The organism is Burkholderia sp. MSMB1498 (assembly GCF_001526245.1).
Classification (GTDB): Bacteria; Pseudomonadota; Gammaproteobacteria; order Burkholderiales; family Burkholderiaceae; genus Burkholderia; species Burkholderia savannae.
Genome location: NZ_LOYJ01000026.1, coordinates 13,966 through 35,602 on the forward strand (window position 1 = coordinate 13,966; position 21,637 = coordinate 35,602).

The window sequence follows — 21,637 nt, forward strand, 5'->3', positions numbered from 1 at the left end:
GGTGCCCCTCTTCAGCCCTGCTGCTCGACGAGCGCGCGCGCGTCGGCGACGTGGCCGCGGTACGCCTCGAAGATATGGCGCAGCGCGTCGTCGAACGTGAACTGCGGCGCCCAGCCGAGTTCCTGCATCGTGTTCTCGATCTTCGGCACGCGATTCTGCACATCTTGATAACCGTTGCCGTAGTACGCGCCCGACGTCGTCTCGACGAGCTTCACGCGCTTGGCCGAATCCGCGTACTCGGGGAATTCCGCCGCGAGCTCGAGCATCTTGTTCGCCAGTTCGCGCACCGAGAAGTTATTGTTCGGATTCCCGATGTTGTAGATCTTGCCCGTGGCGACGCCGTTCGGATTCTCGATGATCTTCATCAGCGCGCTGATGCCGTCGTCGACATACGTGAACGCGCGCTTCTGCGAGCCGCCGTCGACGAGGCTGATGTTCTCGCCGCGCACGATATGGCCGAGGAACTGCGTGACGACGCGCGAGCTGCCTTCCTTCGGCGTGTAGATCGAGTCGAGGCCCGGGCCGATCCAGTTGAACGGGCGGAACAGCGTGAAGTTCAGGCCTTCCATCCCGTAGCCCCAGATCACGCGGTCCATCAGCTGCTTCGAGCATGCGTAGATCCAGCGCGGCTTGTTGATCGGGCCGTAGGTGAGGGCGGACGCGTCCGGGTCGAACTGCTCGTCCGCGCACATGCCGTACACCTCGGAGGTCGACGGAAACACGAGGTGCTTGCCGTACTTCACGGCCGAACGCACGATCGGCAGGTTCGCCTCGAAGTCGAGCTCGAACACGCGCAGCGGCTGCTTCACGTAGGTGGCGGGCGTCGCGATCGCGACGAGCGGCAGGATCACGTCGCACTTCTTCACGTGATACTCGACCCACTCCTTGTTGATCGTGATGTCGCCTTCGAAGAAATGCATCCGCTCGTGCTTGACGAGATCGCCGAGCCGATCGGTCTGCATGTCCATGCCGAACACTTCCCAATCGGTGGTTTCAAGAATGCGCTTCGACAGGTGATGGCCGATGAAGCCGTTTACACCCAGGATCAGGACTTTTTTAGCTTTCATGAATGACGGGAAGAATGAGTGAACTGCGCGAATTCCGCCGGGGAAACCGCGGTCTCGCCGCCGTCGTGCTGCCGGCGCAGTTCGAGAATGGAGACAGCGCGGCTGTCGCCGCAAACGCCGAACAGCGCATTATCGCTTACGTGCAGGCCCGGCGGCAAATCGACGGCCGCGCGCGCGGCGGCCGAGCCGGGCGCCGCGCGCCGCGCGCGCGCGATCACGAAGCGCGTGCCGTCGAGATCGGTGAACGCGCCCGGATACGGCGGCGCGACCGCGCGGATCAGGTTGTACACGTTCGCGGCCGGCTGCGACCAATCGATGCGGCCGTCCTCGGGCTTGCGTCCGCCGTAGTAGCTGCCTTGCGACAGATCGTTCGGCAGGTGCGGCGCTTCGCCCGCGATCAGCGCGGGCAGCACGCGCCAGAGCGTCTGCTCGGCCGCGACCGTGACCTTGTCGAACACTTGCGCGGCGGTGTCGTCGGGCAGGATCGGCACGGCGGTCTGGCCGACGATCGCGCCCGCGTCGGGTTTCGCGGCCATCTCGTGCAGCGTCGCGCCGGTTTCGGTCTCGCCGTTGAGCACCGCCCAGTTCGTCGGCACGCGGCCGCGGTACTTCGGCAGCAGCGACCCGTGCATGTTGTACGCGCCGCGCGCGGCGAGCGCGAGCAGATCGACGGGCAGCATGTGCCGGTAATAGAACGAGAAGATGAACTCGGGCTTCGCGCTCGCAACCGCCGCGCGCACGTCGGCGCTCGTCGGATCGGCGGGCGTGATGCACGCGATGCCGTGCTCGGCCGCGACCGACGCGACGCTGCCGAACCAGATGTTCTCGGTCGGATTGTCTTCGTGCGTGACGACGAGCGCGACGTCGACGCCGCGCGCGAGCAGCACCTGCAGGCAGCGCACGCCGACGTTGTGATACGCGAAGACGACGGCGCGCGGTTTCATCGCGCGGCCTCGCGGCGCTCGGCGGCGAGCGTGACGCCGGGCTTGCCGTCGCGCGCCTCGAGCACGGTGTGGATCAGGTAGCGCGGCCGCGCGCGGACCTGCTGATAGATTCGTCCGATGTATTCGCCGAGCAGGCCGAGCGCGAAAATGATCACGCCGAGCAGGAAGAACGTAATCGCGAAGAGCGTGAACACGCCTTGCACTTCCGCGCCGACGATGAAGCGCCGCACGACGAGCAGCACGAAGAGCCCGGCCGAGCCGAGCGACAGGATCACGCCGATGAACGACAGCCATTGCAGCGGCACGACGGAGAAGCCCGTTACGAGATCGAAGTTCAGGCGGATGAGGCTGTACAGCGAGTATTTCGATTCGCCCGCGAAGCGCTCTTCATGCGCGACCTCGATCTCGGTCGGGTTCTGCGCGAACGTGTACGCGAGCGCGGGGATGAACGTGTTCACCTCGCCGCAGCGGTTGATCGTGTCGATGATGTGGCGGCCGTATGCGCGCAGCATGCAGCCCTGGTCGGTCATCTTGATGCGCGTGATGCGCTCGCGCAGCCGGTTCATCGCGGCCGACGCCTTGCGGCGGAACAGGCTGTCCTGGCGCTGCAGCCGGATCGAGCCGACGTAGTCGTAGCCCTCGCGCATCTTCGCGATCAGCTTGCCGATTTCCTCGGGCGGGTTCTGCAAGTCGGCGTCGAGCGTGATGACGATGTCGCCGCGCGACTGCTCGAAGCCGGCGAGGATCGCCATGTGCTGGCCGTAGTTGCCGTTCAGGAGCACGACGCGCGTCGTGTCCGGACGCACGCGGAACTGGTCGGCGAGGAGGGCAGCCGAGCGGTCGCGGCTGCCGTCGTTGACGAGGATCACTTCGTACGACGTGCCGAGCGCGTCGAGCGCCGGGTAGAGCCGCGCGAAGAGCGCAGCGAGCCCGGCTTCCTCGTTGTACACGGGGATGACGATCGAAACTTCAGGATTCGTCGCGCGTGTTTCAGGGTGACTCATGTCCGCTTATTTTCCGTATTGTTCGCAAATCTGGTTGACGGCGTCGACGACCCGTTGCACGTCCTCTGCGCTCATCTGCGTGAAGAGCGGCAGCGTGACGGTCGACGCGCCGAAGCGCTCCGCGTGGGGGAACATGCCCTCCGTAAAGCCGCGCGCGCGGTACAGCGTGAAAAGATGAATGGCCGGGTAGTGGACGCCCGAGCCGATGCCGCGCTGCTTCAACTGCTCCATGAACTCGCCGCGCGAGATCGACAGCTTCTCGAGCGGCAGCGTGATCTGGAACATGTGCCAGTTGCCGTTCTCGAAGTCCGCGACGGGCAGCCCGACGCCGAGCGCGAGCGCAGCGCCCCCCGCGAACGCGTCGAAGTAGCGGCGCGCGAGCGTGCGCCGCGTCGCGTTGAAGCGTTCGAGGTGCGCGAGCTGGCCCCAGCCGACGCGCGCGGCGACGTCGGTCAGATTGTACTTGCCGCCGAGCACGTCGCAGTCCATGCCGTCCAGGCCCGTGCGCGTGATCCCCTGCAGCCGGTACTTCTGCGCGAGCGTCGCCTCGGCTTCGTCGTTGAGCACGAGCGCGCCGCCTTCGATCGACGTGATGTTCTTGTTCGGATGGAAGCTGAACGACACGATGTCGCCGATCGCGCCGATGCGCTGGCCGCGCCAGGTCGAGCCGAGCGCCTGCGCGGCGTCCTCGATCACGCGCAGCGCGTGCGCGCGCGCGATCGCGTAGAGGCGGTCCATGTCGACGGGCAGGCCCGCGAGATACACCGGGATGATCGCCTTCGTGCGCGGCGTGATCGCCTTTTCGACGAGGTCGAGATCGAGGTTGCGCGTCGCGGGATCGATGTCGACGAACACGGGCGTCGCGCCCGTCTCGAGGATCACGTTGCTCGTCGCGACCCATGACGCGGGCGTCGTGATCACTTCGTCGCCGGGGCCTACGCCCGCGATCCGCAGGCCGATCTCGAGCGTCGCCGTGCCCGAGTTGAACACGCGCACCGGGCGCCCGCCGCAGAATTCGGACAGCGCGGCCTCGAAGCGCTGGCACTGCGGGCCGGTCGTGATCCAGCCGGAGCGCAGCACGTCGGAAACGCCCTGGATGGTTTCCTCGTCGATCTCGGGTTTGACGAACGGCAGGAAAGGAACGGAAGTCTGGCTCATGTAAGCTTCGCTCGTTGTCGTGTGAAAGGATTCGGGCGCCGCCCGACACGCGCATTTAACACCGGCTGGCGAAACGGGTGCGTCACTTTTTGTCGGTGCGCCCGATGTGCATCATGCGCATCGGCCGCGTGCGGGCGAGTCAGCTGCGCGCGAGCACGAACACGCCGATCAGGATGATGCCGATGCCCACGAGGCGCTGCACCGACAGCACCTCGCCGAACAGATACCACGCGGCGAACGCGTTGACGACGTAGCCGAGCGAGAGCATCGGATACGCGACCGACACGTCGACCCGCGACAGCCCGACGATCCACACCACCACGGAGAGCACGTAGCAGCCGAGGCCGCCGACGATCGGCAATTGGGTCGCGATCTTGAAGCCGATCGGCACAATGTTCGCACGGGTGAATTCGAAGTGTCCAACGGCGCGCACGCCGGCCTTCAGCAGCAGCTGCGCGCAGGCGTTCAGCATCACGCCCGTGACGATGCAAAAGAGGGAAACGGGATTCATCGATTCGCGTCCTCGAGATCAGGGTTGCGGCTTTTCGACGACGACGCGCCGGTTGTCGCGCGCGACGACGCGCATCGGCAGGCCCGCCTCCGACAGTTGCCTGTAGCGCTCGGGCGACATCAGCGCGAGCGCGTAGCGATCGGCGCGCCAACGCTGCTCCCATTCGGCGACGGTCGGCACCCACTTGTTCGGTTCGACCGAGATGCCGAACGCGAGCTCGTCCTTGCGCTCGACCATGATCGTCGTGTGGCCGACGTAGAACGGCAGCGTGTGGTCGAGCACCTCGACCGAATAGAACGGCGTGTCGGGCGGCAGCTTCGCGAGCTCCGCGCGGATCGCGGGCGCGAGGAGCGCGCCCGAGCTGTAGCGGCCGAACGCGTCGTGGCCCGTGCCGCCGATCGTGCCGAGGAGCAGCCAGCCGGCGCCGAACGCGACGGCCGCCGCGGCGATGCCCGCACGGCTGCGGCGGTTCAGCCACACGGCGACGAGCGTGAGCGTGAACGCGACGCCGAGCGCCGCGTACACCCATTTCTGGAACTCGAGGTATTGCGCGTTCGGCGTGCGCGCGTCGCCGAGACGCGCGAGGAAGAGCGCGCCGAACGCGGCGGCGACGAGGAACACCAGATATCCGAACAGATGGCGGCGGAACCGCTCGCCCGACACGAGCGGCAGATACGTGCCGATCATCAGCGCGAGCGCGGGCGCCACAGGCAGCACGTACGAGATCAGCTTCGAATGCGACGCGCTGAAGAACAGAAAGATGAACGCGCTCCAGACGCAGAGCACGAGCATCGGCGCGAAGCCGTTCGGCTGGCGCGGGATGCGCAGCGCGTGGCGCACGCTCTGCACGCTGACGGACAGCCACGGCAGGAAGCCGACGATGAGCACCGGCACGAAGTAGTAGAGCGGGCCGGGGCGGTTCTGCTCGGGCGTCAGGTAGCGGCGGAACTGCTGGACGATGAAGAAGAAGTTGAGGAATTCCGGGTTGCGCGACTGCACGAGCACGAACCACGGCGTCGCGACCGCGAAGAAGATGACGAGGCCGCTCACGATGTAGAGGCGCTTCCAGAGCGCCCAGTCGCGCGAGGCGAGCGTATAGAGGACGAGCGCGGCGCCCGGCAGGATCAGGCCGATCAAGCCCTTCGACAGCACGGCGAGCGCCATCGACGCCCAGCAGAGCCACATCCAGCCGCGCTCGGCGCGCTTGCCGATGCCGGGCCGCTGCGCGAGGAGGAGCGAGCACAGCGTGACCGTCATCCACAGCGACAGCCCCATGTCGAGCGCGTTGAAGTGGCCCATCAGGTTCCAGTACGGCGAGCTCGCGAGCACGAGCGCGGCGAACAAGCCCGCGCGCGGGTTGAACACGCGCGCGCCGGTGAAGCCGACGAAAAGCACGCCGGCGAAGCTCGCGAGCGCCGTGTAGAAGCGCGCCTGCCATTCGCCGACGCCGAACCACACGAACGTGAGCGCGTTGAGCCACGTTTGCAGCGGGGGCTTCTCGAAGTACTTGTAGCCGTTGTAGCGCGGCGTGATCCAGTCGCCCGTGGCGAACATCTCGCGGGCCATTTCCGCATAGCGGCCTTCGTCGCTCGGAATCAGATGGCGCAGGCCGAGCGGCGCGAACCAGATCACGGCGAGCGCCGCGACGAGAAGGAGGAGCGCGGCGCGGTTGAGCGTCATGGGCGCGGCGCGATTGAGCGGTAGCCTCGTCGGCATATCGTTCATGGTTTCGTATTGAGTGTGTAAGATTCGATCGGGCGGACTGCGGCTGAGCGTCCGCGGCGGGCGGGGCGCGGCGCGAAACCGGATGCGAGCGGGGGGCCAAGCGCCGCCGGAAGTTTTAGCGCGATGCGGCTTAACGCTCGCTTAACGTTCGATCAGCAGCGCCGCGGCAACCTTCCGGCCTTCGGCCATCAGGATGTTGTACGTGCGGCAGGCGGCCTGGAAATCCATCGTTTCGACCCCGATTCGCTGCGCGGTGAGCTGCGCGGTCAGGCGCGGGTGCGGGAAGCGCAGCTTCGCGCCGCTGCCGAAGATCACGACTTCGGGCTGCGGCTCGAGCAGCACCGCGAACAGCTCCGGCGTGAGCGCGTCGAACGACGCGACGGGCCATTCGATGACGGGCGCGCCCGGCAGCACGATCACGCTCGTTTCGTGGCGCTGCAGATTGATGTCGACGTAATCGGGGCCATAGCCGGTGACGGTGTTGAGCGCGTTGCTCGGGTCCTGGTGTAATTTCAAATCGGTCTTCCGCGGTGTCGAAAAGGGCCGGAACAAACGCTGCGCGGACGCTGCGATCCGGCCCCGAACGGGGCGGGCCGTCTGCCGCGATGCGCGCGGCCGCCGTGGCGGACGTTGTCGCGCGGGGGCCGCGGCCGGGTTGGTGCATTGCGAAAGTCGGCCAAAATCCGCTAAATTATAACTTTTTAGCCGCCGCCGGGCGGCGATTATGTCGCGCGCCGCCACAAGCCGCGCCCGGCAGCCGCATCAAGCCATTCCTAGACAGCGCGCTACCGGCCGCTCTCCAGTTTTGATCCCCGCCCCCCAGGCCCGCAGGCATTACCCAGGAACGTGTCCGCCGTGAAACCGATTCAAAAGTCGAACAAGCTGCTCAACGTCTGCTACGACATCCGCGGCCCCGTCCTCGAGCACGCGAAGCGCCTCGAGGACGAGGGGCATCGCATCATCAAGCTGAACATCGGCAATCTGGCCCCGTTCGGCTTCGACGCGCCGGACGAGATCATCCAGGACATGATCCGCAACCTGCCGACGTCGTCCGGCTATTCGGACTCGAAGGGCGTGTTCGCCGCGCGCAAGGCGGTCATGCACTACACGCAGCAAAAGGGCGTGAAGGGCGTCGGGCTCGACGACATCTACATCGGCAACGGCGCGTCCGAGCTGATCGTGATGGCGACGCAGGCGCTCCTGAACGACGGCGACGAGGTGCTGCTGCCCGCGCCCGATTATCCGCTGTGGACGGCCGCCGTGAGCTTGTCGGGCGGCACGCCCGTGCACTACGTCTGCGACGAGTCGAACCGCTGGATGCCCGATCCCGACGACATTCGCCGCAAGATCACGCCGAACACGAAGGCGCTCGTCGTGATCAACCCGAACAACCCGACGGGCGCGCTCTATTCGGACGAGTTGCTGCTCGAGCTGATCGCGATCGCGCGCGAGCACGGGCTCATCATCTTCGCCGACGAGGTCTACGACAAGATCGTCTACGACGGTAAGTCGCACACGGCGCTCGCGTCGCTCGCCGAGGACGTGATCACGGTCACGTTCAACAGCCTCTCGAAGAGCTACCGGTCGTGCGGCTATCGCGCGGGCTGGATGTCGGTCGCGGGCCTCACGGCCGAGAACCGCCGCCGCGCGAACGACTATCTCGAAGGGCTCGGCATCCTGTCGTCGATGCGCCTGTGCGCGAACGTGCCCGGCCAGTACGCGATCCAGACCGCGCTCGGCGGCTATCAGAGCATCAACGAGCTGATCGTGCCGAGCGGGCGCCTCTACAAGCAGCGCGAGCTCGCGTACGACATGCTGACGTCGATCCCGGGCGTGTCGTGCGTGAAGCCGGAGGCGGCGCTCTACATGTTTCCGCGCCTCGATCCGAAGCTCTATCCGATCGACAACGACCAGCAGTTCATCCTCGAGCTGCTGCTGAAGGAACGCGTGCTGCTCGTGCAGGGCACGGGCTTCAACTGGCCGACGCCGGATCACTTCCGCGTCGTGTTCCTGCCGAACATCGACGATCTGACCGATTCGATCGAGCGGATCGCGCGCTTCCTCGATGGTTATCGGAAGCGCCACTCGGTCTGACCGGGCGCTCCCCCCCTTTTCACTCAATAGATCACACGCAGCATGGAACCGATCAAAGTAGGCCTGTTGGGCTTCGGCACGGTGGGCGGCGGCACCTTCAAGGTGCTGCGCCGCAACCAGGAGGAAATCAAGCGGCGCGCCGGGCGCGGCATCGAGATCGCGCGCGTCGCGGTGCGCAATCCCGCGAAGGCGCTCGCCGCGCTCGACGGCGACGCGAACGGCGTGTCGATCGGCGATGATTTCAACGCGGTCGTCGACGATCCGTCGATCGCGATCGTCGCCGAGATGATCGGCGGCACGGGCCTCGCGCGCGAGCTCGTGCTGCGCGCGATCGCGAACGGCAAGCACGTCGTGACGGCCAACAAGGCGCTTCTCGCGGTGCACGGCACCGAAATCTTCGAGGCCGCGCGCGAGAAGGGCGTGATGGTCGCGTTCGAGGCGGCCGTCGCGGGCGGCATCCCGATCATCAAGGCGCTGCGCGAGGGCCTGACCGCGAACCGCATCCAGTACATCGCCGGCATCATCAACGGCACGACGAACTACATCCTGTCGGAGATGCGCGACCGCGGCCTCGATTTCGCGACCGCGCTGAAGGCTGCGCAGGAGCTCGGCTACGCGGAGGCCGATCCGACCTTCGACATCGAAGGCGTCGACGCCGCGCACAAGGCGACGATCATGAGCGCGATCGCGTTCGGCGTGCCGGTGCAGTTCGACCGCGCGTACGTCGAAGGGATCAGCAAGCTCGCCGCGACCGATATCAAGTACGCCGAGGAGCTCGGCTACCGGATCAAGCTGCTCGGCATCACGCGCCGCACCGAGCGCGGCATCGAGCTGCGCGTGCACCCGACGCTGATTCCCGAGAAGCGCCTGCTCGCGAACGTCGAGGGCGCGATGAACGCGGTCGTCGTGCACGGCGACGCGGTCGGCACGACGCTCTACTACGGCAAGGGCGCGGGCGCGGAGCCGACGGCGTCGGCCGTCGTCGCCGATCTCGTCGACGTCACGCGCCTGCACACGGCCGACCCCGAGCATCGCGTGCCGCATCTCGCGTTCCAGCCGGACAGCCTGTCGAACACGCCGATTCTGCCGATCGAGGAAGTGACGAGCGGCTACTACCTGCGCCTGCGCGTCGCCGACCAGATGGGCGTGCTCGCGGACATCACGCGCATCCTCGCCGATTCGGGTATCTCGATCGATGCGCTCTTGCAGAAGGAGTCGGAGCAGGTCGACGACGCGAACGGCGAAACCGACATCATCCTGATCACGCACGAGACGATCGAGAAGAACGTCAACGCGGCGATCGCCCGCATCGAATCGCTCGCGACGGTCGTCTCGAAGGTGACGAAGCTGCGCATGGAAGCGCTCAACTGAGGACGACATGAATTACATCTCCACGCGCGGCGCCGGGATCGGCGAGCGCCACACGTTCTCCGACATCCTGCTCGGCGGCCTCGCGAAGGACGGCGGGCTCTATCTGCCGAGCGAATACCCGCGGGTGAGCGCGGACGAGCTCGCGCGCTGGCGCGCGCTGCCGTATGCGGATCTCGCGTTCGAGATCCTGTCGAAATTCTGCGACGACATCCCCGCCGACGATCTGCGCGCGCTCGCGCGCCGCACGTACACGGCCGACGTCTACCGCCACATGCGCCACGGCGAGAACGCAGCCGACATCACGCCGCTCACGACGCTCGGCACCGAGAACGGCGCGCCGCTCGCGCTGCTCGAGCTGTCGAACGGCCCGACGCTCGCGTTCAAGGACATGGCGATGCAGTTGCTCGGCAACCTGTTCGAGTACACGCTCGCCAGGCACGGCGAGACGCTCAATATCCTCGGCGCGACGTCGGGCGACACGGGCAGCGCGGCCGAATACGCGATGCGCGGCAAAGCGGGCGTGCGCGTGTTCATGCTGTCGCCGCACCGGAAGATGAGCGCGTTCCAGACCGCGCAGATGTACAGCCTGCAGGACCCGAACATCCTCAACCTCGCGGTGAAGGGCGTGTTCGACGACTGCCAGGACATCGTGAAGGCCGTGTCGAACGATCACGCGTTCAAGGCGCGGCACAAGATCGGCACGGTCAATTCGATCAACTGGGCGCGCGTCGTCGCGCAGGTCGTCTACTACTTCAAGGGCTACTTCGCGGCGACGAAGTCCAACGACGAGCGCGTGTCGTTCACGGTGCCGTCCGGCAACTTCGGCAACGTCTGCGCGGGCCATATCGCGCGGATGATGGGGCTGCCGATCGAGAAGCTCGTCGTCGCGACCAACGAGAACGACGTGCTCGACGAGTTCTTCCGCACCGGCGCGTACCGCGTGCGCAGCGCTCAGGACACGTATCACACGAGCAGCCCGAGCATGGACATCTCGAAGGCGTCGAACTTCGAGCGCTTCGTGTTCGACCTGCTCGGCCGCGATCCGGCGCGCGTCGTTCAGCTGTTTCGCGACGTCGAGCAAAAGGGCGGCTTCGATCTTGTCGCGAGCGGCGATTTCGCGCGCGTCGCGGAGTTCGGCTTCGTGTCGGGCCGCAGCACGCACGCGGACCGGATCGCGACGATCCGCGACGTGTTCGAGCGCTACGGCACGACGATCGACACGCACACGGCCGACGGCCTGAAGGTCGCGCGCGAGCACCTGCAGCCGGGCGTGCCGATGGTCGTGCTCGAGACCGCGCAGCCGATCAAGTTCGGCGAGACGATTCGCGAGGCACTCGGGCAGGAGCCGTCGCGCCCGGCCGCGTTCGACGGGCTCGAGGCGCTGCCGCAGCGCTTCGAGGTCGTCGATGCGAACGCGCAGCAGGTGAAGGACTTCATCGCCGCGCACACGGGCGCGTGACGTTCGGGCAACGTTAGCGGTTGCGGGCGCGGCGGCGCGCGGCTCGTGCGATGCCGGCGTCGCTCGCCGGGCGAGGTGCGGTGCCGCACGTCGGCCCGGCCGCGATGCCGCGATGCGGGCGGCGCGCGCGCGGCGAGCCGGATGCGCGTCGCAACGGTTGCGGGCGCGACGCCGTGACGCGCGACGCTGCGCTGCGCGGCATTTGCCGGAAGCCGGTCGATCGGCATTGGGCGCATGCAGTCAAGACCGCGACACGCATTCGTCGGATCAACATTCGTCGGATCAATGTCGGATGACATTGCGTTGCGGCTTGGGCGACATGATCAGCCTGACCGAAACAGCCCGACCGGATTACCCCGGTCGGGCTGTTTCCTTTTCGGGCGCTCATCGCTGGCGCGCACCGCACGGCGTGCCGATTAGGCGGAGGGGCGATGGCGACGAGCGACGGACCTCGCCGTTCGCGCCGGCAAGATCGTACGGGCGATCGCACCGGCCATTGCACCGGCCATTGCCCGGTGATCGCGCGACAACCGGATCGCCGCGCTATCCACTCCACGCGCCCGCCGTTTCCGAAGATCTGGCCGGCGAGCCGCGCGCGATTCGCTGCGCGCGATCGAATCGCTGCGATCGCGCGCCCACATTCACGCGGAGGCGTCGCTACAATGTCGCCATCCGGTCAATATTTCAATCGACGATGTCCCAGCCCAACACCCAGACGCCGCGCGCGCCGATGCTGTCCACGGCCGACGCGCTCGCGACGCTTCTCGCGGCCGCGCGTCCGCTCGCCGGAACCGAGACCGTCGCGACGCTCGATGCGCTCAACCGCGTGCTCGCGGCCGACGTCGTGTCGCCGCTCGACGTGCCGCCGATGAACACGAGCGCAATGGACGGCTACGCGGTGCGCATCGCCGATTTGACGCGCGGCGAGCGGCGGCTCGCCGTGTCGCAGCGCATCCCCGCGGGCCATCCGGCCGAGCCGCTCGCGCCGGGCACGGCGGCGCGCATTTTCACGGGCGCGTCCGTGCCGGCGGGCGCCGACGCGGTCGTGATGCAGGAGCAGACGGAGGCCGCGGGCGATCAGGTCGACATCCTGCACACGCCGACGGCGGGCGAATGGGTCACCGCGCGGGGCGCGGACATCCGCCGCGGCTCGGTGATCCTGCCCGCCGGCGCGCGGATGACGCCGCAGGCGATGGGGCTTGCCGCGTCGGTCGGTTGCGCGTCGCTCGCGGTCACGCGCCGCGTGAAGGTCGCGGTGTTCTTCACGGGCGACGAGCTGACGATGCCGGGCGAGCCGCTCAAGCCGGGCGCGATCTACAACTCGAACCGCTTCACGCTGCGCGGGCTCCTCGAGCGGCTCGGCTGCGACGTGACCGACTACGGCATCGTGCCGGACCGGCTCGACGCGACGCGCGCGGCGCTGCGCGAAGCGGCGCGCGGGCACGACGTGATCGTGACGAGCGGCGGCGTGTCCGTGGGCGACGAGGATCACGTGAAGCCCGCGGTCGAGGCGGAGGGGCGGCTCGCGCTGTGGCAGATCGCGATGAAGCCGGGCAAGCCGCTCGCGTTCGGCGCGATCCGGCGACATCGCGCCGGCTGCGGCGCGGCGGCGAGCGGCACGAACGACGCGAACGACGCGAACGACGCGAACGACGCGAACGACGCGAATGACGCGAGCGGAGCAATCGATGCAAGCGGCGCGAGCGGCGACGAAGCGTATTTCATCGGCCTGCCTGGCAACCCGGTGTCGAGCTTCGTCACGTTCCTGCTGTTCGTGCGGCCGTTCCTGCTGCGCGTCGCGGGCGCGACGCAGGTCGCGCCGCGCGCGGTGTCGCTGCGCGCCGATTTCACGCAGAACAAGGCCGACCGCCGCAACGAATTCCTGCGCGCGCGCGTGAACGCGGCGGGCGGCCTCGACCTGTTCCCGAACCAGAGCTCGGCCGTGCTGACGTCGACGGTGTGGGGCGACGGCCTGATCGACAATCCGCCGAATCACGCGATCAGCGCGGGCGAGACGGTGCGTTTCATTCCTTTTTCCGAAATGCTCGGCTGAAGCCGGGCGGCGTAGTGACGATGAAGATCGAACTGAAATTTTTTGCGAGCGTGCGCGAAGCGCTCGGCGTTGCGAGCGAGACGGTGACGGTGCCTGACGGCGTCGCGACGGTGGGCGACGTGCGCGCCTGGCTACGCACGCGCGGCGGCGCATGGGCGCAGACGCTCGCCGAGGGCCGCGCGCTGCGCATGGCGTGCAACCACACGATGACGGATGCCGGCACGCGGATCACCGACGGCTGTGAGGTCGCGTTCTTTCCGCCCGTCACGGGCGGCTGAGGAGGCGGCGATGGCGACGGTACGGGTGCAGACGGACGACTTCGACGTCAGCGCGGAAATCGCGGCGCTGCGCGCGCGTAATCCGAAGGTGGGCGCGGTCGCGTGCTTCGTCGGCACGGTGCGCGACCTGAACGACGGCGATCCGGTCGACGCGCTCGAGCTCGAACATTATCCGGGGATGACCGAGAAGGCGCTCGCGGCGATCGCCGACGACGCGATCGCGCGCTGGCCCGGCATCGACGTCGCGATCGTCCACCGGGTCGGCAGGCTTCAACCGCTCGATCAGATCGTATTCGTCGCGACCGCCTGTGCGCATCGCGGCGACGCGTTCCAGTCGTGCGAGTTCGTGATGGACTACCTGAAGACGCAGGCGCCGTTCTGGAAGAAGGAGGCGACGCCCGCGGGCGAGCGCTGGGTCGATGCGCGCAGCGCCGACGATGCGGCGCTCGCGCGCTGGGGCGTCGAATCGGGGAACGCGAAGCGGTCGACGTAGGCGCGGCGTCGTCGGGAGCGACTTCGGCGGCAGCCGCACGCGATGTCGGGCGCGGCGATCCGGAGCGCGCGTTTTCCAGCGCCCGGTTCGGGGCGGCTCGGCGAACGAGAATGGTCGATCGCCAATTTTCATCGGCGAGATGCCGTACGTCACGGGCGTTTAAAACAGATTATTCGCGATTGCGTCGATTTCGATATCCAAACGTCCGCACTCGACGAATTTTCACGGTTGTTGTTCGGCGTGCCGCGCGGCGCTTTCAGGCGCGGCCGGGGCCGTGCTGCCGGCACGCGCTCACGCGTCGTCGCGCGTCGTTCGGCCGATGATCTTCGCCGGAAACGGCTCGCCGCGCGGCCGCTGCGCATGCGCGTCGTCGTTGCCCGGCCGCTTCGGCGCGATCAGGTCGAGAATCGCCTGCTGCTCGGCAGGAATCCGGTAATCCCAGCCGAAGCGGCTCAATTGCAGGCTCTGCGCGATCCGCAGCGCGGGCTCCATGAAGCGCACGGCCGCGGCGGGCTCGTAGCGCGCCTCGACGGTCTTCAGGAAAAGCGCGAGCCAGCGGCTGAAATGAGCGGGTTCGAGGCCGTCGAGCGGCTGGTGCGCGGCTTGCACGTTGCCGCGGTAGCTTTTCGTGCCGATCACGAGGCTCGACCAGAATTCGCCCATTTTCGGCAGGTGCTCGTCCCAGCGGCCGGCGAGCCTGCTCTCGAACACGGGGCCGAGGAGTGCGTCGTCGCGCACGCGCTCGTAGAACGCGTCGACGAGCGCGCGGATGTTTTCCGGGGTCGGTTCGGCGTCGCGAACGGGCGTCGCGGCGGCGGGCGAGGCGGTGGAAGCTTGGGTCATCAAAAAAAGGGCCGGGCAATACGGCAGCACGCGGGTGCGATTTTGTCGCACAATAATAAACGGCCACCCTCTCAATAAAAGTGCTGACGGAACGCATCTTATGACGCGGCCGTCTGATCGGCAATGGCAGACGCGCGATGCCTGCGCGAGCGCCGGTCGCACTGACACAACATCCATTTCGTAATGAGACTAACCGATTACACCGACTACTCTTTGCGCGTCATGTTGTTCCTCGCAGTCCGAGGCGAGGGCTTGTCGACGATCCAAGAGATCTCGGATGCCTACGGCATCTCCAAGAACCATTTGATGAAAGTGGTGCAGCAGCTCGGCGAGCTCGGTTGGATCGAAACGGTACGCGGCCGCAACGGCGGCTTGCGCCTGAACGCCCAGTCCGCCGCGCTCACGGTCGGCGAGGTCGTGCGCAAGACCGAAAACGATTTCGCGCTCGTCGGCTGCTTCGCGGACGAGTCCGAATCGCACCGCAGCTGCGTGATCCAGTCGGCGTGCCGACTGAAGGGCGTGTTCGTGGCCGCCCGCGACGCATTCTTCGCGGAGCTCGACAAGCACACGATCGGCGAGCTGTCGCAGCCGGCGTCGCAGCTCGCGATGCTGCTCGGCCTGACGCCGGTGCGGATCGTGCCCGCGGCCGAGGCTCGCGCGAGCGCGACCGCCGTCGGCTGACGGCGCCCCCGCACGACGCCCCCTGCGGGGGCGCTTTCCCGACGCTTCTTTCGCGTGCGCGGCTGCTCCATTCGCCGCGCCCGTCCTCCAGTGCCGCCACGCGCATGCGTGACGCGAGCCTTTGCTGTGCCTCAATGAAAAGCCGGCTTGAAAGGCGGATAACCATCCTCATCTGGTTGCCATTCGCATATTGGAGGTCTCATTCATGAGAATCGACAAGCTCACCACCAAATTCCAAGAGGCGCTCGCGGACGCGCAAAGTCTTGCCGCCGGGCGTGACAACCAATACATCGAACCCGTTCACGTGCTCGCCGCGCTGATCGCGCAGCAGGACGGCTCCGCACGCTCGCTGCTGTCGCGCGCGGGCGTGCACATCCAGGCGCTGCAAGGCGCGCTCAGCGAAGCGATCTCGCGCCTGCCGCAAGTGACGGGCACGGGCGGCGACATCCAGGTCGGGCGCGAGCTCGCGGGCCTGTTGAACCAGGCGGACAAGGAAGCGCAGAAGCTCAACGACACGTTCATCGCGAGCGAGATGTTCCTACTCGCCGTCGCCGACGACAAGGGCGACGCGGGCCGTCTCGCGCGCCAGCATGGGCTCACGCGCCGCGCGCTCGAATCCGCGATCGCCGGGGTGCGCGGCGGCTCGCAAGTGCACAGCGCGGACGCGGAAAGCCAGCGCGAGGCGCTGAAGAAATACACGGTCGACCTGACCGAGCGCGCGCGTTCGGGCAAGCTCGATCCCGTGATCGGCCGCGACGACGAGATTCGCCGCTCGATCCAGATCCTGCAGCGCCGCACGAAGAACAACCCGGTGCTGATCGGCGAGCCGGGCGTCGGCAAGACCGCGATCGTCGAGGGGCTCGCGCAGCGCATCGTCAACGGCGAGGTGCCCGAGACGCTGAAGAACAAGCGCGTGCTGTCGCTCGACATGGCGGCGCTGCTCGCCGGCGCGAAGTACCGCGGCGAGTTCGAGGAGCGCCTGAAGGCCGTGCTCAACGACATCGCGAAGGACGAGGGCCGCACGATCGTGTTCATCGACGAGATCCACACGATGGTCGGCGCGGGCAAGGCCGAAGGCGCGATGGACGCGGGCAACATGCTGAAGCCGGCGCTGTCGCGCGGCGAGCTGCACTGCATCGGCGCGACGACGCTCGACGAATATCGCAAGTACATCGAGAAGGACGCCGCGCTCGAGCGCCGCTTCCAGAAGGTGCTCGTCGACGAGCCGAGCGTCGAGGCGACGATCGCGATCCTGCGCGGCCTGCAGGAGAAGTACGAGCTGCACCACGGCGTCGAGATCACCGATCCTGCGATCGTCGCGGCGGCGGAGCTGTCGCATCGCTACATCACCGACCGCTTCTTGCCCGACAAGGCGATCGACCTGATCGACGAGGCCGCGTCGAAGATCAAGATGGAAATCGATTCGAAGCCCGAAGAAATGGACAAGCTCGACCGTCGTCTGATCCAGCTGAAGATCGAGCGCGAAGCGGTGAAGAAGGAGCAGGACGAAGCGTCGCAGAAGCGTTTGCAGCTGATCGAAGAGGAGATCGAGCGGCTCGGGCGCGAGTACGCGGATCTCGAGGAGATCTGGACGGCCGAGAAAGCGGCCGTGCAGGGCAGCGCGCAGTTGAAGGAAGAGATCGACAAGGTGCGCGCCGACATCACTCGGCTGCAGCGCGATGGCAAGCTCGAGAAGGTCGCCGAGCTCCAGTACGGCAAGCTGCCGCAGCTCGAGGCGCGCCTCAAGCAGGTCACGCAGGCGGAGGAAACCGAGCAGCACAATCCGACACGCCCGCGCCTGTTGCGCACGCAGGTCGGCGCGGAGGAAATCGCCGAAGTCGTGTCGCGCGCGACGGGCATTCCCGTGTCTCGGATGATGCAGGGCGAGCGCGAGAAGCTCTTGCACATCGAGGAGAAGCTGCACGAGCGCGTGGTCGGCCAGAACGAGGCGATCGACGCGGTTGCCGACGCGATCCGGCGCTCGCGCGCGGGCCTCGCCGATCCGAACCGTCCGTACGGCTCGTTCCTGTTCCTCGGCCCGACGGGCGTCGGCAAGACCGAGCTGTGCAAGGCGCTCGCCGGCTTCCTGTTCGATACCGAGGAGCATCTGATCCGCATCGACATGAGCGAGTTCATGGAGAAGCACAGCGTCGCTCGGCTGATCGGCGCGCCGCCCGGCTACGTCGGTTACGAGGAAGGCGGCTATCTGACCGAGGCGGTGCGCCGCAAGCCGTACAGCGTGATCCTGCTCGACGAGATCGAGAAGGCGCATCCGGACGTGTTCAACGTGCTGCTGCAGGTGCTCGACGACGGCCGGATGACGGACGGGCAGGGGCGCACCGTCGACTTCAAGAACACGGTGATCGTGATGACGTCGAACCTCGGCTCGCAGCTGATCCAGTCGATGTCGGGCTCGTCGCAGGAAGAGATCAAGGACGCGGTGTGGAGCGAGGTCAAGCAGCATTTCCGCCCCGAGTTCCTGAACCGGATCGACGACGTCGTCGTGTTCCATGCGCTCGACCGCAGCAATATCCAGTCGATCGCGAAGATCCAGCTCGCGCGGCTGCACGACCGGCTCGCGAAGCTCGACATGGCGCTCGACGTGTCGGATGCGGCGCTCGAGCAGATCGGCAAGGTCGGCTACGATCCGCTGTTCGGCGCGCGGCCGCTCAAGCGCGCGATCCAGCAGGAGATCGAGAACCCGGTCGCGAAGCTCATCCTCGCGGGCCGTTTCGGTCCGAAGGACGTGATTCCGGTCGACGTGCACGACGGCAAGTTCGTGTTCGAGCGCGTCGTGCATTGATCGCCGCGTCTTGGCCCGGCGGCCCGGCGTGCCGGCGCTTGGATCGGCTCGCCGCTGTTCGGCTCGCCCAAAAAAACACCCCGAGCAAGCGGGGTGTTTTTTTATCGGCGGCGCGTTCGTGCCGGTTTCCGGCGGCCGCCTCGGCCGAATGCATCGCGCGGGCGGTCCGCCGCGCGCGCGATGCGGTGCTTCGGCGCTTACGCCTGCTTGTTGCCGAACAGGCCCGCGAGCTGCGACAGCGTGCCGAGCACGTTCGACGTGTCGAGCTGGCCGTTCGCCGGCACTTCGCCGTTCGGCGTCGCGCCGTTGACGACGTGCGGCAGCACCTGCGCGAGGATGCCGGACGCTTGCTGCGGATCGATGCCGACCTTCTGCGCGATCGCGCCGACCGCATCCGAGCCGAGCACGTTCTGCAGCGTCTCGGGCGAGATCGGCTGGTTTTCGCCGTTGCCGATCCACGAGCCGATGATGTTGCCCGCGCCGCCCGCGTTGAACTTTTCGATGAGGCCGTTCAGGCCGCCCGGCTGGTTGTTGATGAACTCCAGCGCGGCGCTGACGAGTGCGTTCTGATTGCCGCCTTGGCCGCCGATCAGACCGCCAACGATGTCGAGTAGACCCATGATTCACCTGCTAGGTTGAGGCGGCGCCGCGAACGGCGCCGGTGGAGCGAAGACGCCGCGCGACGCGCGGCGCCGACTTATGCGCCCGATGCCGCGGACGCCGGCGTCGCCGCCTTGTTCTTCTTGCTCTTCTTCGAGCCCTTCGCCTTCGTCGTCGACGCGGCGGCCGGCGCGCTCGCGCCCGCCGTCGCATCGCTCGCCGCGGCAGCGGCCTTGTCCTTCTTCTTCGACGCGCGCGTCTTCTTCGCGGCCGGCGTGCTCGCCGCCGTCGACGGCGTGGTCGCGGCGGGGGCGGGCGTCGTCGCGGCCGGCGCGGGCGCGGCGCTCGTCGTCGTGGACGGAGCCGGCGCGGCGCTCGTCGCGGCTGCGGCCGGCTTCGTCGTGCTCGTCTTCGCCTTCGCGCCCGTCGGTGGCGTCGACGAGCCGCCGATCGTCAGGCCCGCCGCCTCGAGGTTGGCGACCGACTTCGCGCCGAGGCCCTTCACGCGGTTCGCGAGATCGTCGGCGCTCTTGAACGGGCCGTTCTTCGCGCGCTCGTCGATGATCGCCTTCGACTTCACCGGGCCGAGGCCCTTCACCGATTCGAGCGCCGCCTGATCGGCGGTGTTGACTTCGACCGCGGCGGCGAACGCGGCGGTCAGCGAAAGCGACAGTGCGACGACCAGCATCAGCAGCTTCTTCAGCATGACGGGGGCTCCCTTTTGATGGAACGGATGAATGGCTGTCGGAACGAACGTCGGCGTGCGGCACGGACCGGGCGTCGCGTTCAAGCATAGGACAAATGCGTGCCCTTTTTAAGACAGCGGCGCAATGTTGCGCATCGCCGGCGACACTGTAAAGGCTGCGGCCGCGCATGCGGGCGGGTTTTGACCATCTTTGACTGAAATCGGGGCGCAAGGCGAGGGGCGGGACGAAGGGGCGATGAGTGACCACGTTTTCGAGCTGCCGAACCGCCGAGCTGCCGAACCGCCGAACCGCCGAACCGCCGAACCGCCGAACCGCCGAACCGCCGAACCGCCGAGCTGCCGAGCTGCCGAGCTGCCGAACCGCCGAACCGCCGAACCGCCGAATCGCCGAATCGCCGAATCGCCGAATCGCCGAGCCGCCAAGCCACCAAGCCACCGATCCACCGATCCACCGATCCACCGATCCACCGATCCACCAAGCCACCGAGTTGGCATCGGCCGAGCGGCCGCTGGCCATCGCGCGGCGCTTGACTTAGAGTGCACTCTAAGTCCTAACCTCGAGAACGTCATGTCGAACGCACCGAAGCAAACGTCCCCGCGCGCGTTGACGATCGGCCAGGTGGCCGCGCTCGTCGGCGTGTCGACGCACACGCTGCGCTATTACGAGCAGGCGGGCCTGCTGCGGTCGATTTCGCGCACGCAGTCGGGACACCGGCTGTACGCGCCCGCCGACCTCGACTGGCTGCGCTTCGTGATGCGCCTGAAGGCGACCGGAATGCCGATCGCCGGAATGCAGGCGTTCGCCGAGCTGCGCGCGCAAGGCGATGCGACGATCGGCGAGCGGCGCGCGCTTCTCGTCGCGCATCGCGACGCGGTGCGCGCGCAGATCGACGCGCTGCAGACGAACCTTGACGCGATCGTCGACAAGATCGCGTATTACGAGCGGGCCGAGCGCGACGCGAATCGACAGGCGAATCAATCTCAACCGGATAAGGACGAACGATGGAATCTCGAATCGCGGAAGACCGCTATACGCGCGGCTGGAACAAGCTGAAGGAAATCGACGGCGAAGTCGGCGAGCGCGTGGTCGCGTCGCTCGCGCCGATCGCGCCCGACTTCGGGCGGCTGCTCGTCGAGTTCGGCTTCGGCGACATCTACAGCCGGCCGCAGCTCGATCTGAAGTCGCGCGAAATCGCGACGATCGCGTCGCTCGCCACGCTCGGCCACGCGCAGCCGCAGTTGAAGGTGCATGTCGAGGCGGCGCTGAACGTCGGGTGCACGCGCGAGGAGATCGTCGAAGTGTTCATGCAGATGGCCGTGTACGCGGGCTTTCCCGCCGCGCTCAACGCGCTGTTCGCCGCGCGCGAGGTGTTCGAGCGGCGCGATGCCGCGCACGCGCATGCGTGAGCGCGGCGTCGGCGGTCGGCGCGCCGACATGTGATGCGGCGCGCCGACGCGGCGCTTCGCAATGTGCGGGGTAGGGCGTCGCGCGCGAGATGCCGCAAGCGCGCGATTGGGCCGATTTCGGGCCGATTTCGGACCGATTCTCGCGCCTGGCGCGAGCTGCTCGCGGCGGCGGGCGCGGGCGGTCGCCGTTCGTGACGACGTCGGCTCGGATGGTCGGGCTCGGCGAGCGTGACGGCGACGGCGATGGCGAGCCGCGCGATGCGGCGGTTGCGCAATCGGCGTGCGTACGGCGTCGACGCGCGCGTGATCGATCAAGGTGCCGCGCCGTCGCCATTCCGTCTGCAATGCGACGCTACGCGGCGGCGGGCACGTTCATCACGCGGGCGGGTTTGCGCCCGGCTTGGCCGAGTGACGGGAACGCCCGCGCTGCCGTGGCGCCA

20 protein-coding genes are annotated in these 21,637 nt (G+C 67.5%); 10 read left to right on the forward strand and 10 right to left on the reverse strand.

All coding sequences use genetic code 11. From position 1 onward, the window contains the following. Positions 1-11 precede the first annotated feature (11 nt). The 7 genes from WS91_RS05405 to WS91_RS05435 all read right to left on the reverse strand — a co-directional run bounded on the left by WS91_RS05405 (position 12) and on the right by WS91_RS05435 (position 6,925). Positions 12-1,067 (reverse strand): bifunctional UDP-4-keto-pentose/UDP-xylose synthase, encoded by a 1,056-nt coding sequence (locus tag WS91_RS05405; RefSeq protein ID WP_052145008.1) that lies wholly within the window; start codon positions 1,065-1,067, stop codon positions 12-14. Beyond that, positions 1,064-2,011 (reverse strand): formyltransferase, encoded by a 948-nt coding sequence (locus WS91_RS05410; protein WP_059669897.1) that lies wholly within the window; start codon positions 2,009-2,011, stop codon positions 1,064-1,066. Before WS91_RS05410 ends, WS91_RS05405 begins: the two co-directional genes overlap by 4 nt. Then, a complete protein-coding gene (locus tag WS91_RS05415; RefSeq protein ID WP_038744553.1) occupies positions 2,008-3,015 on the reverse strand; it encodes a glycosyltransferase in 1,008 nt (335 codons plus the stop codon). Before WS91_RS05415 ends, WS91_RS05410 begins: the two co-directional genes overlap by 4 nt. A 6-nt stretch (positions 3,016-3,021) precedes the next feature. Beyond that, positions 3,022-4,173: a DegT/DnrJ/EryC1/StrS family aminotransferase gene (locus WS91_RS05420; protein ID WP_038744552.1), complete on the reverse strand. Its 1,152-nt coding sequence runs from the start codon at positions 4,171-4,173 to the stop codon at positions 3,022-3,024. A 139-nt stretch (positions 4,174-4,312) separates the two neighbouring features. After that, the gene (locus WS91_RS05425) at positions 4,313-4,684 is read right to left on the reverse strand and encodes an SMR family transporter (protein ID WP_038744551.1); all 372 of its coding nucleotides are present in this window, start codon (positions 4,682-4,684) and stop codon (positions 4,313-4,315) included. Between the two features lie 18 nt (positions 4,685-4,702). Continuing rightward, the gene (locus WS91_RS05430) at positions 4,703-6,409 is read right to left on the reverse strand and encodes a glycosyltransferase family 39 protein (RefSeq protein WP_059669898.1); all 1,707 of its coding nucleotides are present in this window, start codon (positions 6,407-6,409) and stop codon (positions 4,703-4,705) included. 141 nt (positions 6,410-6,550) lie between these two features. Further along, positions 6,551-6,925 carry an Mth938-like domain-containing protein gene (locus tag WS91_RS05435; protein ID WP_038744548.1) on the reverse strand — a complete coding sequence of 125 codons (375 nt, stop codon included), beginning with the start codon at positions 6,923-6,925 and terminating at the stop codon, positions 6,551-6,553. Positions 6,926-7,264: 339 nt separating this feature from the next. Here WS91_RS05435 and WS91_RS05440 point away from each other — a divergent pair, with 339 nt between their 5' ends. From WS91_RS05440 to moaE, 6 genes are all read left to right on the forward strand, one after another. Beyond that, positions 7,265-8,503 (forward strand): pyridoxal phosphate-dependent aminotransferase, encoded by a 1,239-nt coding sequence (locus WS91_RS05440; protein WP_038744687.1) that lies wholly within the window; start codon positions 7,265-7,267, stop codon positions 8,501-8,503. Positions 8,504-8,545: 42 nt separating this feature from the next. Continuing rightward, positions 8,546-9,874 (forward strand): homoserine dehydrogenase, encoded by a 1,329-nt coding sequence (locus tag WS91_RS05445; protein ID WP_038744547.1) that lies wholly within the window; start codon positions 8,546-8,548, stop codon positions 9,872-9,874. Positions 9,875-9,881: 7 nt separating this feature from the next. Beyond that, a complete protein-coding gene (thrC, locus tag WS91_RS05450) occupies positions 9,882-11,333 on the forward strand; it encodes a threonine synthase (RefSeq protein WP_059669899.1) in 1,452 nt (483 codons plus the stop codon). A gap of 730 nt (positions 11,334-12,063) precedes the next feature. Next, entirely contained in the window at positions 12,064-13,386 is a 1,323-nt protein-coding gene (locus WS91_RS05460; RefSeq protein WP_059669917.1) for a molybdopterin molybdotransferase MoeA, read from the forward strand. Between the two features lie 20 nt (positions 13,387-13,406). After that, positions 13,407-13,664, forward strand: coding sequence for a molybdopterin converting factor subunit 1 (gene moaD / locus WS91_RS05465; RefSeq protein WP_038744685.1), 258 nt, complete (start codon positions 13,407-13,409; stop codon positions 13,662-13,664). 10 nt (positions 13,665-13,674) lie between these two features. After that, a complete protein-coding gene (gene moaE, locus WS91_RS05470; protein WP_059669901.1) occupies positions 13,675-14,157 on the forward strand; it encodes a molybdopterin synthase catalytic subunit MoaE in 483 nt (160 codons plus the stop codon). A 291-nt stretch (positions 14,158-14,448) separates the two neighbouring features. On the opposite strand, the gene WS91_RS05475 is transcribed toward moaE, so the two are convergent. Next, a complete protein-coding gene (locus tag WS91_RS05475) occupies positions 14,449-15,000 on the reverse strand; it encodes a group III truncated hemoglobin (protein ID WP_038744683.1) in 552 nt (183 codons plus the stop codon). 183 nt (positions 15,001-15,183) lie between these two features. Here WS91_RS05475 and WS91_RS05480 point away from each other — a divergent pair, with 183 nt between their 5' ends. Beyond that, a complete protein-coding gene (locus tag WS91_RS05480) occupies positions 15,184-15,681 on the forward strand; it encodes an Rrf2 family transcriptional regulator (RefSeq protein ID WP_038744541.1) in 498 nt (165 codons plus the stop codon). Between the two features lie 205 nt (positions 15,682-15,886). Beyond that, a complete protein-coding gene (gene clpB, locus WS91_RS05485; protein WP_038744539.1) occupies positions 15,887-18,484 on the forward strand; it encodes an ATP-dependent chaperone ClpB in 2,598 nt (865 codons plus the stop codon). A gap of 197 nt (positions 18,485-18,681) precedes the next feature. Here the strand turns inward: clpB and WS91_RS05490 are convergent, their stop codons facing one another. Further along, positions 18,682-19,104 carry a YidB family protein gene (locus WS91_RS05490; protein ID WP_038744537.1) on the reverse strand — a complete coding sequence of 141 codons (423 nt, stop codon included), beginning with the start codon at positions 19,102-19,104 and terminating at the stop codon, positions 18,682-18,684. 77 nt (positions 19,105-19,181) lie between these two features. Further along, positions 19,182-19,790, reverse strand: coding sequence for a ComEA family DNA-binding protein (locus WS91_RS05495; protein WP_059669902.1), 609 nt, complete (start codon positions 19,788-19,790; stop codon positions 19,182-19,184). Between the two features lie 568 nt (positions 19,791-20,358). On the opposite strand from WS91_RS05495, the gene WS91_RS05500 reads away from it, so the two are divergent. After that, positions 20,359-20,844, forward strand: coding sequence for a MerR family transcriptional regulator (locus WS91_RS05500; RefSeq protein WP_038749112.1), 486 nt, complete (start codon positions 20,359-20,361; stop codon positions 20,842-20,844). Continuing rightward, positions 20,793-21,197 carry a carboxymuconolactone decarboxylase family protein gene (locus tag WS91_RS05505; RefSeq protein ID WP_038749115.1) on the forward strand — a complete coding sequence of 135 codons (405 nt, stop codon included), beginning with the start codon at positions 20,793-20,795 and terminating at the stop codon, positions 21,195-21,197. The genes WS91_RS05500 and WS91_RS05505 overlap by 52 nt, the downstream gene beginning before the upstream one ends. Positions 21,198-21,637: the final 440 nt, after the last annotated feature.